General features: G+C 69.8%; 13 protein-coding genes. 8 read left to right on the forward strand and 5 right to left on the reverse strand.

From position 1 onward, the window contains the following. Positions 1 to 10 precede the first annotated feature (10 nt). The 6 genes from ABEA24_RS12350 (at position 11) to ABEA24_RS12375 (ending at position 6,050) form a co-directional block, all read left to right on the forward strand. On the forward strand, positions 11 to 937 hold the full coding sequence (locus ABEA24_RS12350) for a carbohydrate kinase family protein (RefSeq protein WP_345430883.1): 927 nt from the start codon (positions 11 to 13) through the stop codon (positions 935 to 937). Positions 938 to 1,051: 114 nt separating this feature from the next. After that, complete coding sequence (locus tag ABEA24_RS12355; RefSeq protein WP_345430884.1) at positions 1,052 to 1,849, forward strand: alpha/beta fold hydrolase; 798 nt, start codon at positions 1,052 to 1,054, stop codon at positions 1,847 to 1,849. 280 nt (positions 1,850 to 2,129) lie between these two features. Further along, a complete protein-coding gene (locus ABEA24_RS12360; protein ID WP_345430885.1) occupies positions 2,130 to 2,516 on the forward strand; it encodes a hypothetical protein in 387 nt (128 codons plus the stop codon). Positions 2,517 to 2,977: 461 nt separating this feature from the next. Beyond that, complete coding sequence (locus ABEA24_RS12365; protein WP_345430886.1) at positions 2,978 to 4,261, forward strand: ABC transporter substrate-binding protein; 1,284 nt, start codon at positions 2,978 to 2,980, stop codon at positions 4,259 to 4,261. Continuing rightward, positions 4,258 to 5,214, forward strand: coding sequence for a carbohydrate ABC transporter permease (locus ABEA24_RS12370; protein WP_345430887.1), 957 nt, complete (start codon positions 4,258 to 4,260; stop codon positions 5,212 to 5,214). Before ABEA24_RS12365 ends, ABEA24_RS12370 begins: the two co-directional genes overlap by 4 nt. Then, positions 5,211 to 6,050 (forward strand): carbohydrate ABC transporter permease, encoded by an 840-nt coding sequence (locus ABEA24_RS12375; RefSeq protein WP_345430888.1) that lies wholly within the window; start codon positions 5,211 to 5,213, stop codon positions 6,048 to 6,050. Before ABEA24_RS12370 ends, ABEA24_RS12375 begins: the two co-directional genes overlap by 4 nt. A 51-nt stretch (positions 6,051 to 6,101) precedes the next feature. Here ABEA24_RS12375 and melA read toward each other — a convergent pair whose 3' ends face one another. The 4 genes from melA to ABEA24_RS12395 all read right to left on the reverse strand — a co-directional run bounded on the left by melA (position 6,102) and on the right by ABEA24_RS12395 (position 10,088). After that, complete coding sequence (gene melA, locus ABEA24_RS12380; protein ID WP_345430889.1) at positions 6,102 to 7,394, reverse strand: alpha-glucosidase/alpha-galactosidase; 1,293 nt, start codon at positions 7,392 to 7,394, stop codon at positions 6,102 to 6,104. Between the two features lie 13 nt (positions 7,395 to 7,407). Continuing rightward, entirely contained in the window at positions 7,408 to 8,160 is a 753-nt protein-coding gene (locus ABEA24_RS12385; RefSeq protein WP_345430890.1) for an SDR family NAD(P)-dependent oxidoreductase, read from the reverse strand. A gap of 135 nt (positions 8,161 to 8,295) precedes the next feature. Continuing rightward, entirely contained in the window at positions 8,296 to 9,144 is an 849-nt protein-coding gene (locus ABEA24_RS12390; RefSeq protein WP_345430891.1) for an MBL fold metallo-hydrolase, read from the reverse strand. Continuing rightward, positions 9,141 to 10,088 carry a zinc-binding dehydrogenase gene (locus ABEA24_RS12395; protein ID WP_345431429.1) on the reverse strand — a complete coding sequence of 316 codons (948 nt, stop codon included), beginning with the start codon at positions 10,086 to 10,088 and terminating at the stop codon, positions 9,141 to 9,143. The genes ABEA24_RS12390 and ABEA24_RS12395 overlap by 4 nt, the downstream gene beginning before the upstream one ends. A gap of 73 nt (positions 10,089 to 10,161) precedes the next feature. Between ABEA24_RS12395 and ABEA24_RS12400 the strand changes: the two genes are divergently transcribed. Continuing rightward, complete coding sequence (locus ABEA24_RS12400; RefSeq protein WP_345430892.1) at positions 10,162 to 10,935, forward strand: IclR family transcriptional regulator; 774 nt, start codon at positions 10,162 to 10,164, stop codon at positions 10,933 to 10,935. A 141-nt stretch (positions 10,936 to 11,076) separates the two neighbouring features. Here the strand turns inward: ABEA24_RS12400 and ABEA24_RS12405 are convergent, their stop codons facing one another. Then, positions 11,077 to 12,042: a DUF8094 domain-containing protein gene (locus tag ABEA24_RS12405; protein WP_345430893.1), complete on the reverse strand. Its 966-nt coding sequence runs from the start codon at positions 12,040 to 12,042 to the stop codon at positions 11,077 to 11,079. Between the two features lie 383 nt (positions 12,043 to 12,425). Between ABEA24_RS12405 and ABEA24_RS12410 the strand changes: the two genes are divergently transcribed. After that, on the forward strand, positions 12,426 to 13,208 hold the full coding sequence (locus ABEA24_RS12410; RefSeq protein ID WP_345430894.1) for a DUF1963 domain-containing protein: 783 nt from the start codon (positions 12,426 to 12,428) through the stop codon (positions 13,206 to 13,208). The last annotated feature ends 134 nt before the right edge of the window (positions 13,209 to 13,342 follow it).

Here is a 13,342-nt window from a genome sequence, read left to right on the forward strand (position 1 = left end):
GGCGGAGCGGGTGGTCCCACGGCAGGCGGCGTACGACGTCGTGGTGGTCGGAGGCAGCGGCGTGGACACCGTCGTCCGTGTCGGCTCGCTGCCGGTCCCGCTCGCCGACTCGGTCTCTGTCGGCCCGATCCGGGAATGGCCCGGCCACACCGGCGGGAACGTCGCCCTCGGCGCCGGGGCGCTCGGCCTGACGGTCGCGCTGCTCGACTACATCGGCGACGACTGGATCGGCGCGCAGGTGCGCGAGCGGCTGGCCGAAGGCGAGGTCGAGTTCGCGCCGCTGATCTCCCCCGCCGGCACTCGCCGCGCCGTGAACCTGGTCGACGCGGCCGGCCGCCGGATGTCCTTCTACGACGGCCGCGACCCGGCCGGCCTGCGGATGCCGAGGGACCACTATCTGCCCTGGCTGCGCCGGACCCGCCACGTCCATCTGTCCATCATGAACTTCGCGCGCTTCCTGTACGACGACATCGAGGAGCTCGGCGTCCCCGTCTCCACGGACCTGCACGACTGGGACGGGCTGGCCGACCACCACCGGGAGTTCGCCCTCCGCTCCGACCTCGTCTTTCTCAGTGCCGCGGGCGCGGGCGAGCATACCCCCGCGCTGATGCGGGAGATCCTGCGCGAGGGCCGCGCGGAGACCGTGGTCGCGACGGCCGGCGCGGACGGCGCCTACCTCCTCACCCGGGACGGCGGCCCCACCCCGCAGCACGTCCCCGCCGCCGTACCGCCCGCACCGATCGTGGACTCCAACGGCGCGGGCGACGCGTTCGTCTGCGGTTTCCTGTACGGCAGGCTCGCCGGCCGGGACGTACGGGAGTGCGCGCGCCTGGGCGCGGTGGCGGGCGCCTACGCCTGTACGGCCCCGGGCTCGACCGCCCTCATCTCCGGCGAGGCCCTGCATGCGGCGGATCGCATCGGCGACGACGTGGCGTAGCGCGCTCCGAAAAAAATCTGCTCCCGGCGACCGATGAGTCCCCCGTCGCTCCGTCGTTCTACGTTCTGGTCGGCGCGACGGCACCGGCCGTGGACCCGATGAGAGGGTGACGTGATGAGCCACGCCGACGTGAACGGCCTGTCGCTGTACTTCGAGGAGCACGGCTCCGGGGAGCCGCTCGTACTGCTGCACGGCGGCCTCGGCGCGGGAGAGGCGTACGGCCCGACCCTTCCGGCGCTGGCCGAGCACCGGCGCGTCATCGCGGTCGACCTGCAGGCGCACGGTCGTACGGCCGACGTCGACCGGCCGCTGCGCCCCGAGACGATGGCCGACGACGTCGCCGCGCTCATCGCCCACCTGGGCCTGGCGAGCGCCGACGTGATGGGTTACTCCCTCGGCGCCAAGGTCGCCCTGCGCACGGCGATCCAACACCCCGAGGCCGTACGCCGCCTGGTCCTGGTCTCCATTCCCTGCAAGCGAGACGGGTGGTTCCCGGAGGTCAGGGCGACGATGGACCAGATGGGCCCGCACCTGGCGGAGCCGATGAAGCAGTCCCCCGTCTACGAGCTGTACGCCCGCCTCGCACCGCGGGTGGAGGACTGGCCGACCCTGATCGGCAAGACGAGTGAGTCCTTGAAGCGTGACTTCGACTGGTCGGCGGAGGTCGCGGCGCTCACCGCGCCCACCATGTTGGTCTTCGCCGACGCGGACTCCGTACGGCCCGCGCACATCATGGAGTTCTTCGCGCTGCTCGGCGGCGGCCTGCGCGACGCCGGCTGGGACGGTTCAGGTCGCCCCGCCGCACGGCTCGCGATCCTACCCGGCACCACCCACTACGACATCTCCACGTCCCCGGCGCTACCGGCCGCCGTGGTCCCGTTCCTTGACGCGCCGCTCCCGCAGCGGGCGTGAGTCCACCGGGGCGTCCGCGGACGCCCCGGCGGTCCGTCCTCGGCGATCGAGGTCGTCGTCGACGGCGCGGTGGTCGCCTGATCCGGTCCTCGCCGGGCGCCGAGAGCGGGACGTCCGTGCCCGCCGCGGGTTGGGTCGTAGGGCCCAGGGACGCGGCGTGCGACGGGACTTGCGGATCTAGCGACGCATCGAGAGGGACGGCCAGCATGGCGCTCCGGGATCTCTTGCCCCCGATCCCCCGGAAACAAGAGAGGCAGAGCCCATGACCACTCGAGGCAGGATGCTGCGCACGCTGACGGCGGGAGCCGTCGCCGCGACGGCACTCACCGTGGGAACCGCGCTTCCGGCAAGCGCCACGACATCGAACTTCTACGATTTCTTCTCTGGTGACTACTACGGCTTCAGCCGCGAGTATCACAAGACCACCAGCCCCAAGAACATTTGGCTTCGCGTCACGTACCTCAAGAAGCAGAAGCCCGGCGGCAACGCCTACGTTCGGGTGGTCAAGTGCAACGCCGCCCGCACGCCGCTCGGCAGCTGGAAGTACAACCTGAAGGTCGGCGGGAATTATCGTCTCACCACCAAGACGATCAAGAAGGGCACATGCTTCCAGATTGAGCTGGGCCAGGGATATGGCGGCACGATCAAGGGCAAGCTGAGCTACTGAATCGAATCCTGGCGCGCAGGTCCCCCGTCAGGGCGGGGACCTGCGCGATGGCCACGGACGGCGAAGGCTTCGGAGCCGCCCGGCCGCGCCGGGCACCGGGCAGGCGGACCGGAATGCTCGGTGAAAGTCTGCAGGAGACCTCGGATCGAGGCGCTCATCCCGTTATCCGACGGCGATCGCCGAGCGTTCGGTACGGCCGTCCGGTGAAGCCGGTACACGCGGCCCGCCACGATCCCATTGGCCGCGCCCCCGGCCGTAGTCGGCGGGCACCGTCGCCGCTCAGGGTCCGGTGTCGGCTCGGTGCAGACCATCAGTCAAGGACCAGCGGAAATCTTGACCCTCCGGGCGCACGGCTGTAGCTTTGCGAGCACTATGGAATAGCATTCCGCATCGCGGAAACCTGTCGAGCCCGGGGAGCGGCCGGTGCTGCGGATCGCGGAGGCGTCGGCGAAGGGACCCCCATGAAGAGAATCGCGCCGATACTCGCCCTGCTGCTCGTCGGTGCGGCCGCCTGTTCGTCAGGCGGCCGCACCGAGTCCTCCGGTCCCGTCGAGATCACGATCTGGCACGGGCAGGCCGACATCGCGGCCAAGTCGATCGAGGGGCTGGTCGCCAAGTTCAACAGCACGCACCCGAACATCAAGGTCAGGACGGACTCCGGGGGCGCCACCGCCGACGCCATGTTGCCGAAGGTCACCGCCGCCCTGGCCGCGGGCACGTACCCGGACATCGCATACCTCTACGGCTCCTGGGCGCCCAATGTCGCGCACAGTCCGAAGGCCGCCGACCTGAGCAAGGTCGTCCGCGACCCGAAGATCGGCTGGAACGACTTCTGGCCGAACACCCGGCAGGTCGCCACGGTCGGCCACAAGGTGATCGGATTCCCGGCCAACGTCGACGACCTGGCCGTCCTGTACAACAAGAAGCTGCTCGCCAAGGCCGGGCTGCGACCACCCGGACCCGACTGGACGTGGGACGACTTCCGGACCATGGCGCACAGGCTCACCGACGCCGCGACGCAGACGTACGGCACGACCTGGGCGGTCAGCGGTGGCGAGGAGACCACCTGGACCTACTGGCCGCTGGTCTGGCAGAACGGCGGTCAGATCCTGTCCCCCGACATGAAACGCACCGCCTTCGACAGCCCGGCCGGCGTTCAGGGTCTCACGCTGCTGCAGCAGATGGCCGTTCAGGACAAGTCGGTGTACATCGACTCGAGCCCGGCAGAGAAGGGACAGAAGCTGTTCGAGTCGGGCCGGCTCGGCCTGTTCCTGGCGGGCCCGTGGGTGCTCCCCGACGTCCAGGCCGCGAAGATCGACTATGGCATCGCCCCGTTGCCCGGCACGAACGGCGACCATCAGACGATCTCCGGCCCCGACGACTGGGCCGTCCTGGATCACGGGTCCCGGCGGGTCAAGGCCGCGACGGAGTTCCTGACCTGGCTGACCGCACCCGAACAGCAACTGGTCTGGATGAACGACACCGGCGCGCTGCCGACCCGGCAGTCGATCGCCAAGCTCCCCGGATACCAGGCGTACCTGCGGAAGTACCCCGGCGTCGATGTGGTCACCGCCAACCTGGCCAATGCCCGGCAGGTCCGTCCGGCGTCGACCAGGTACCCGCGCGTCTCCGCCTACGTGGCCGGCGCGATCACGTCGGTCCTGCTCGGCAGGTCCGATCCCAAGACCGCCCTGGACGACGCGGCCCGCAAGTCCGACGCCCTCCTCCGGGTGCCGGGCGCATGAGCGCACCGGCGGTGACCAGCGACACGAACGGCCGTCTTCAGGCCCACGGGCGCGAGCCCGCGCGGCGCCGAAGGCGCTCGCGCAACCGGCTCGGCGACCACCTTGCCGGTTGGGCGTTCGCCGGGCCGTCGACGCTGCTGGTGCTCGGCTTCTCGCTGCTGCCGATGGCCTGGGCGCTGCGGCTGTCCTTCACCGACTCCGACCTGGTGACGTCCGGTCATTCGGTCGGCCTGGCCAACTACCGCGCGCTCGCCGGCGACGAGGTGTTCTGGCAGTCGATCCGCAACACCCTGACGCTCATCGCGATCTACATCCCGGTCTCGCTGGTGCTCGGGCTGCTCGTGGCGCTGCTGCTGAACAAGCCGATCAGGGGAAGCGCGTTCTACCGCTCCTGCTTCCTGGTCCCGTTCGTGGCCTCCGCGGCGGCCGAGGGCCTGCTGATGAGCTTCGTGCTGGACAAGGACTTCGGGGCGGTCAACGGTCTGCTGACCCGCGTCGGCCTGCCCGCCCAGGGGTTCCTGGACAGCCCCGCCCAGGCGATGTACGTGATCGCCGGCATCTTCGTGTGGACCCAGTTCGGCTTCAACGTGGTCATCTACCTGGCCGCGCTGCAGGAACTGCCCGCCGAGGTGCTCGAGGCCGCGGCGATCGACGGGGCGGGCCGGTGGGCGACCTTCCGGCACATCATCGTTCCCTCGGTCCGTTCGATCTCGCTGTTCCTCACGGTCTGGGCTCTGATCGACAGCCTTCAGTTCTTCGACCTGATCCTGACCACGACCAAGGGCGGCCCGCTCAACTCGACGATCACGATCGTCTACTACGTCTGGCAGCTGGCGTTCCAGTACTTCACCGCGGGATACGGCGCCGCCGTCGCGTACGTGCTGTTCGCCGGGAGCCTGCTCGCGATCGTCGTCGGCCTGGCCTTCGGCCGCCGGAAGGGGTTCCTGTCGTGACCACCTCCACGCTCCCCGCGAGACGACGCCGCAGGCCGAGCGCGCGGCACCTCGTGCTCGCCCCCCTGTCCCTGCTGATGGTCGCGCCCTTCCTGCTCATGCTGGTCAGCTCGGTGATGACCAGGGCCGAGCTGAACCGCTTCCCGCCACCGCTGGTGCCCGGGAGGATCGACCTCACCGGTTACCGCGAGCTGCTGTCGAGTTCGCAGTTCCCGCGCTGGTTCCTCAACAGCCTCATCGTGTCGGGGGTCATCGTGGTCTCCCAGGTCGTGCTGTGCGGCATGGCCGGGTACGCCTTCGCCCGGATGCGGTTCGCGGGGCGGAGGGTCGCGCTGGCGCTGGTCATCTCGACCACGCTCATCCCGTTCCAGCTCACCGTCATCCCGACCTTCCTGATCTTCCACGAGATCCACTTGATCAACACGCTCGGCGCGCTCATCGTCCCGCAGCTCGCGTCGGCGCTCGGGGTCTACCTGATGACCTCGTTCTTCCAGAACTTCCCCCGGGAGCTGGAAGAGGCGGCCCGGATCGACGGCTGCTCGCGGTTCGGCGTGTACTTCCGGGTCGTGCTGCCGGTGGCCCGCCCCGCGCTGGCCGCCCTCGCCGTGATCACCTTCATCTACGCCTGGAACGACCTGTTCTGGCCGCTCATCGCCATCACGTCGAAGGAGAGGTACACGGTGCAGGTCGGCCTGACCACCTTCCAGGGCGCGCACCAGGCGGACTGGCCGCAGATCATGGCCGGCACCGTGCTCACCACCGTGCCGGTGCTGATCGTGTTCATCATCGGTCAGCGGCGCTTCGTGCAGGCGCTGGCCGGCGCGGTCAAGGGCTGACGGCCGATGCCCCGGCCCGCCGTGAGGGCGGGCCGGGGCATCGTCTCGCCGCTACCGCCGGATGCCGGCCGGCAGCGCGTCGCCGTGCGCCTCGATCATGTCGTCGACGAGGTCGTGGATCCGCGCGAGGGGCAGCGTCGCCGCGGTGTTCGGGTCGAGCATCGCGGCGTGGTAGACGTGGTCGCGGCGCCCCTCCAGCGCCGCCCGTACGGTCAGCTCACCGACGCCCAGGAAGGTCCGGTTCAGCGCGGCGAGCTGCGGCGGCAGGTCGCCGATCCTGGTCGGCGACACCCCGGACCGGTCGACGAGGCAGGGCACCTCCACGCAGGCGTCCTCGGGCAGGTTGGTGATCAGCCCGCCGTTGCGGACGTTGCCGTGTACGACGCGCCGGGCGCCGGTCTCGATCGAGTGGATGATCTCCGAGGCGAGCTCGGAGGCCGGTTCGATCTCCACGCCCTCGCCGGCCTCCAGCCGCCGTACGGTCTCGTGGTAGCTGTCGAGGTTCTCCCGCGACCATTCGAGGTACGCCCCGACCTGGATGCCGAAGTGCTCGACCTGGTCGTCGTGGCGGAGGAACCACGGCAGGTACTCCGAGCCGTGCACGCTCGACTCGGTCGGGAAGTACCCGAACCGCTTGAAGACCTCGGCGCGTACGGTGCGCCGCAGCGCGGGGTCGGCGTCGATGACCTCGGCGAGCCGCGGGTACAGGTCCTCCCCGTCCTTGCTGAACCGCAGCACGAACGCCTGGTGGTTGACGCCGGCGGTGACGAACCCGACCTCCTCGGCCGGCACGCCGACGAGCGAGGCGAGCCGGGCCTGGGTGTCGCGCACCGAGTGGCAGACCCCGACGACGTTGCGGAACGGCGTGCCCTCGTACACCGCCTTCGGGATCATCGACATCGGGTTGGTGTAGTTGAGCAGGAGGGCGTGCGGGGCGAGTTCGGCCAGGTCGTTGCCGAGCCCGACCATCACCGGGATCGTGCGCAGCGCGCGGAAGATCCCGCCGATCCCGAGGGTGTCGGCGATCGTCTGCCGCAGCCCGTACCGCGCGGGCACCTCAAAGTCGATCTTGGTGGCGGCGAACCCGCCGACCGCGATCTCGTTGATCACGTAGTCGGCGCCGTCGACCGCGCGCCGCCGGTCCGCGTGCGCCTCCACCTTGGCGGGCAGGCCGAGGTGGTGCACCATCCAGTTCGCCATGGCCTCGGCGGTGGCCAGCCGCTCGGGGTCGATGTCGGTGAGGACGAGGGTCGAGTCGCCGAGACCCGGCAGCGTGAGGATGTCGGACAGGATGTTCTTGGTGAACTCGACGCTGCCCGCGCCGACGAAGACGATGCGTGCCATGACCGGGGGTTCCTTACATGATCGCCAGCTGACCGCCGTCGACGACCAGCTCGGCTCCGTGGATGAAAGACGCGTCGTCGGACGCGAGGAAGGCGTACACCGCCGCGACCTCGTCGGCGCGGCCGGCTCGGCCGAGAGGGATGTGGTCCCGCTCGTACGCGGCGACGAACCCCTTGTCCGGCGTGATGGAAGCGTTCAGCGGCGTCCGGATGTAGCCGGGGCAGACCGCGTTGACCCGGATGCCGTGGACGCCGAGCTCGACCGCCATCGTCCTGGTCAGGAGGAGCACGCCGCCCTTGCTGGCGTTGTAGTGGGCGTACTCCGCCTCGCCGCCGATGCCGTTGGTCGAGGACATGTTGACGACCACGCCGCGGGTCCCCCGGGCGACCATCGCCCGGCTCACCGCCTGCGCGACGAGGAACATGCCGCGCAGGTTCACCGCGAGCAGCGCGTCCCAGTGCGCCGGCGTGATCTCCAGGAACGGCTCGCGCCAGGCGGTGCCCGCGTTGTTGATGAGCACCTCGACGGTACCGAGGAAGTCCGTCGCCTCGGCGACGATCCGCGCGACGTCGTCCTCCCGCGACACGTCGCCGGCGGTCCCGGCGATCTCGCCGAGCTCCGCCAGTTCCACGACGGTCTCGCCGACGCCGTCCAGCCCGCAGACGAAGACGCGTGCGCCCTCCTCGAGGAAGCGCCGGGCCGTCGCCCTGCCGATACCGCTGGTGCCGCCCGTGATGAGCACACCCTTGCCGTCGAGTCCCCGCATCAGCGCATCCGTCCTCGGGCGGTCATGGTCCCTCGCCGGGCAGGTAGAGGACGGCGTCGATCTCGACGAGGATGCCGAGCAGCCCGATCGCCACCGGCGTACGGGCCGGCACCGCGATGGCCTGTCGTGACATGTTCACACTCCCAGGACGATGGGCCGCCCCACCTTGGGGACGAGGTACTCCTGATCGGGGAACCGCCGGTCGAGCACGTCCACGAACGTGGTGATCGACTCGGAGTTCACCTCGAACAGGTCGTAGTGGCTGGGCAGCAGCCACCGGGCACCGGCGGCGCCCGCCAGGTGCGCGGCCTCCCCGATGGTCAGGTTCCCCACGATGCCCATCTCCTCGCGGATCCGGTCGCGGCCGTTGACCGGCAGCAGCGCCACGCGGGGCCGCAGCCTGGTCAGCGCGCGGTCGATCGACGGATGCGGGACCGTGTCGCCCGCGTGGTAGACGGTGACGCCCTCGTCGACCTCGACGACGTAGCCGAGGAAGCGATGTGCGCCGTCCTGGACCATGACGTCGTAGCAGTCCGGCCCGGTGTAGTCAGGGGCGTGCGCCGCCGGTACGGGGTGGATCCGCACGCCGTCGAGTTCCAGGTCGCGTCCTGCCAGGCCCGGCTGGAAGTCCGCGCCGAGCCGCTCCACGTCGGCCTCCAGCACCGGAGGGGCCACCACGGTGAAGCGGCGGCGTGCCAGCGCGGGCGCGAGCGTGTCGGGGTCGAAGTGGTCGGCGTGCTCGTGTGTGATCACGACGATGTCGGCGTCCAGGTCCGCCGGGGCGAACGGCGGAGGGAAACGCCGCGCCCACCGGCCGGGCGGCCCGAACTCGGAGTTCACGGCGAGCCGGTCGGACAGATAGGGGTCGATCGCCACCACGGTGCCGGCGGCGCCCTTGACCAGGAAGCCGGCCTGCCCGAGCGCGCAGATCGCCACCATCCCGGGCGGGACCCGCAGGTCGCGGAAGCCGTCACTGACGTTCATCGGTCGCTCCGTGGGGAGAGAAGGGCCTTGACCGGCTCGGCGCCGCCGTTCATCAGGCCGGTGAACACCGCGGCCCCGTCGGTGAGCGGGAAGGTGTCCACCCAGCCCGGGTCCCACTCCGCCGCCGCCTCGACCGCCTGGGCGAACTCCTCGCCGGTGTAGCCGAACGACCCGAGCACCCGCTTCTCGGTGCGGATGAGCTCGGTCGCGTCGAATCCGCCCTCCGGGCTGGCCAGGCCGACCCAGACGGCGGTACCGCCGGGGGCGAGCCGTGTGAGGGAGGCGGCGTGCGTGACGGGCAGCCCAACGGCGTCGACGATCACATCGAACTCGCCCTCCAACGCCGGTCCGGTACGGTCGGCGCCCTCCTCGCGCGCCACCGCACGGCGCTGTTCGGAGGTGTCGGCGGCGGCGATGAACGAAGCCCCCCACGCACGGGCGATCCGCATGCACAGCAGCCCGATCGACCCGCAGCCGATCACCCCGACCCGGGCGCCGTCGGGCCGGCCGGCGAGGTTCCAGACGTGCACGGCGTTGGCGACGGGCTCGACGAGGCCGGCGGCGGTCCAGGACATGCCGTCGGGCAGGTCGTGCAGTGCGGACCTGGGCACCGCGACGCGTTCGGCGAAGCCGCCCGGCCGGTGGACGCCCAGGATCGCCCGGTCGCGGCAGAGGTGTCCGCGCCCACGGACGCACAGGTCACAGCGGCCGCACGAGATGATGGGATTGACCGCGACGCGGCGGCCGTCGGAGGTGGTCCCGGCGAACTCATGGCCCATCACGAGCGGGGGCGTACGGAAGCCCGGGGTGCGCACCCCGTGGAGCTCGCTGCCGCAGATTCCGGCGGTGGCCACCTCGAGGACGATCTCGCCGGCGTCGGGGGAGGGTTCATCGACCGTGCAGAGCTCCACCACACTCGGTGCGGTGAAGACCAGTGCCTTCATCACGCCGCGAATGTAGCAGCAATCCGCAATACGGGCTAGGATTCCGCTATACGGAATCGAGGAGCCGAAGCGAATGACCGACAAACAGTCGCCCGTCGGCAGCGTCGACCGCGCGCTGCGCATCATCCAGCTGCTGTCCCACAGCGGGCAGGGCATGACCCTGGAGGATCTCGCGGTCCGCTCGGGCCTCCCCCGCAGCTCGCTGCACCGGCTGCTGGGCGCACTCAAGCACCGGGGGTTCGCGACCCAGCCCGAGCCCAACGGGCCCTACTTCCTCGGCAGCGAGCTCATGGCGGCGGCGTTCCGCTTCCACGACCGGCTCGACCTACGGGCGCTGGTCCAGCCGGTCCTGGTGCGGCTGCGCAAGGAGCTCAACGAGACGGTGCACATGGCGGTGCTGGACGAGGCCGAAGTCGTGTACGTCGACAAGGTCGAGGCGATCCACCCGATCACCATGTCCTCGGTTATCGGGGGACGTAACCCGGCCCACGTGACGGGGGTCGGCAAGGCGCTGCTCGCCTGGACCTACCCGACCGACGAGGCGATCCGGCTCTGGGCCAAGGCCAACGGGCCACTGGCCGCCAGGACCCGGCACTCGATCACCTCGGCGTCGGCGCTGGCGGAGGAGATGCGGCGCATCCGTGAGCAGGGGTACGCGCTCGACATGGAAGAGAGCGAAGAGGGCGTGCGCTGCGCCGCGATCCCGGTCTTCCTGGGGCGCACGGTCCCGGCGGCCGGGGTGAGCGTCACCGCGCCGAAGGACCGCTTCCCGCCGGCCCGGCTCACCCAGGCGGCCGAGCTGCTCCGGAAGGTCGTGACGGAGGAGATCGATCGCCACGTCGACTGACGAATGGAGCGGCGGTCGCCGCCGCGACGGCCCGCACCGACACCAACGGTCACTCGCCGTGACTGGATATTTTGGAAATGAATTCCGTATAGCGGAATACCTCTGCGCTCATTCTCGGCACTCCGCGCGCGGTCGTGCGCGTCAGCTCCCGGTCGCGCTGATCGCGTGTACGCCGCTGGCCACGACGGATGCCTGGCCCTGGGGCGGCACGTGGGTCGCGAACGTCCACAGCCACTCGCCCCTGAAGCGGTGGTAGTAGCGCTTCGGTCCCAGGCCGTAGAAGTCCGTAGGCGGCTTGTACCACACGTTCGGCTGGATCGCCGTGTAGACCAGCGCCTGGACCGAGGGGCTCAGGACCAGCGCGCCACCGTCGGTGGTCTTCAACGCGTAGACGGGCTGCGTCCGGGGCGCCCACTCGGAGCGGCCCCGCCACCGGTTGCCGCTGTTGATCTTGTAGACGTCCTTGGCCCAGCGCTGACCGAGCTTCGAGGTCAGCGGGCCGGGAGCGAACCCCTCCGGAGCCTTCTGACGGGCCGCGACGTACGACAGGTACGAGGAGAGCCGGGTGCCGACGTCGAGGGCCGGTCCGGTCGTCACGGCCGTCACCGAGCCGTCCGCGCCCCGCGCGATCGACGGGAACTGCTGCCCCTTCGCGAGCCAGGCGCCCATCGCCGCCTTGTACTTGCCGCCGCCGGTGTCGGCGAAGACGACATACTCCTTGTCACCGGTGGTCACCGGCGCGAGGACCGCGAACCAGGCCGGGCTCACGCCGTGCGGGATGAAGAACTGGGGGCTCTTGTAGTAGAACGGCTTGATCTTCGATTCCTGCTTGGCCCGGATGCGCTTGTTGCCGGCCAGGTCGACCTCGAGCATCGGCCCGGTCTCGTTCTGGCGCAGCAGCGCGTCCGAGACCTTGGAGTTCGCCTCGTTGTTCACCTTCTCGTAGCTGGCGAAGACGGCCCGCGCCTGCGCCTCGGTCAGGGTGGCGGCCGCGGGCGAGGCGCTCGGCGACGACGAGTGTGCGGTCTTCTGCTTGGTCCCGCCACCACCGCACCCGGCGACGAGCGAACCGACGGCGACGGCTGTGAGGACGATCCCGTATCGCACTAAAACTCCATAAAAGCGAGGCCGAAACACCGCGATCATACGGGGACGTCGCAGGTCGTCGCCTCGCCAGGTGTCCGTACGCCCGCCAGAAGCAGCCCGTCTTCACCGTGGACACGCATGGTTCACCCGGTCGGCGGATGTCGCGGCACTCACCCATGTGGCCAGTGCTCGGGCGATATGGTCACGCTGGTGGCGACCTCATCCGACGTGACCAGGACGATCGGAGGAGAGTGCCCGGTTCTCACTGATCTCATCCCCGGGAGTTGCCTGCGATGACTCGGACCACCCCGCCGCGTCCTGTCGAGGTGGAGGCTCTCTTTCCTGAGGTCGCAGCCTTCCGCCGTGATGCCCTCCGGCTCCATCCGCGGGTCGGGGCACCAGGGATGCGGGACAGTTCGGTCGGCGGGCCGATGCTCTGGCCGCAGTCTCAGCCCTGGCCCTACTGCAGTGACGATCACCCGCCCACCGCGTACGCCCCTCCACATGCGGGTCCGCAGCCTCTGGTGCCGGTGCTCCAGCTGTTCGCCGCGGACGTCCCCGACCTGCCCTTTCCCGCAGGAAAGGACGTGCTGCAGCTCCTGTGGTGCCCCTTCGACCACGAGGACGGCTACGTTCCCCGCCCGGAGCTGTTCTGGCAGGACAGCTCCATGCGCGGCCCGGTGCTCAGTACTCCGCCGCAGCCCGAAGGCGCCTGCGAGGAGTACCTCCCGGATCCGTGTGTGCTGCACCCGGAACAGGTCGTCGAATACCCCAACTGGGATCTCCCGAAGGAACTCGCCGAGGAGTTGGAAGAGCGGTTCGAGGAACTGGAGGACGACAGCGACTGGTCGTACTGGTCCCACCTGTCGGTGGCGCCCGGCATCAAGGTCGGTGGATACCCGAGCTGGACCCAGGAGCCGTTCTGGCCTAGTTGCACAAGTTGCGGTCGGCGCATGGACCACTTGCTCACCGTGAAGAGCGCGGAGTTCGACGGAGAGTCCTGGAAGACCTGGTTGCCCGTAGAGGACGCTCCCGCCTCGGGCACCGTCCTGGACCTCCCCTACGAAGAGCGGCGGCGGATCCAGCGTGCGCCAGGCGTGATGCTTGGCGACATGGGAGGCATTTACCTCTTTGTGTGCCGACAGTGTCCAGACCTGCCCTACGCCCACCACTCTGACTGTTCATGACCTCCCCCAGTGCATCCACCGCAGTCGAATCGATCGCCGCGTTTAATCCGACCGAAAAGGCATGAAAGCCTTCTTGACGCGCGATGTGGATCACATAGCACAGGCCCGACCAACCCGCTGGGTGAACGCAAGTA

The organism is Actinoallomurus vinaceus, assembly GCF_039542055.1.
Classification (GTDB): domain Bacteria; phylum Actinomycetota; class Actinomycetes; order Streptosporangiales; family Streptosporangiaceae; genus Actinoallomurus; species Actinoallomurus vinaceus.

Coding starts and splice junctions, on each gene's coding strand:
- ABEA24_RS12390 (WP_345430891.1), bottom strand. CDS start 9,144: ATGAACGTCAGTGACGGCTTCCGCGACCTGCGGGTCCCGCCCGGGATG.
- ABEA24_RS12385 (WP_345430890.1), bottom strand. CDS start 8,160: ATGCGGGGACTCGACGGCAAGGGTGTGCTCATCACGGGCGGCACCAGC.
- ABEA24_RS12370 (WP_345430887.1), top strand. CDS start 4,258: ATGAGCGCACCGGCGGTGACCAGCGACACGAACGGCCGTCTTCAGGCC.
- melA (WP_345430889.1), bottom strand. CDS start 7,394: ATGGCACGCATCGTCTTCGTCGGCGCGGGCAGCGTCGAGTTCACCAAG.
- ABEA24_RS12395 (WP_345431429.1), bottom strand. CDS start 10,088: ATGAAGGCACTGGTCTTCACCGCACCGAGTGTGGTGGAGCTCTGCACG.
- ABEA24_RS12410 (WP_345430894.1), top strand. CDS start 12,426: ATGCGGGACAGTTCGGTCGGCGGGCCGATGCTCTGGCCGCAGTCTCAG.
- ABEA24_RS12400 (WP_345430892.1), top strand. CDS start 10,162: ATGACCGACAAACAGTCGCCCGTCGGCAGCGTCGACCGCGCGCTGCGC.
- ABEA24_RS12360 (WP_345430885.1), top strand. CDS start 2,130: ATGCTGCGCACGCTGACGGCGGGAGCCGTCGCCGCGACGGCACTCACC.
- ABEA24_RS12355 (WP_345430884.1), top strand. CDS start 1,052: ATGAGCCACGCCGACGTGAACGGCCTGTCGCTGTACTTCGAGGAGCAC.
- ABEA24_RS12365 (WP_345430886.1), top strand. CDS start 2,978: ATGAAGAGAATCGCGCCGATACTCGCCCTGCTGCTCGTCGGTGCGGCC.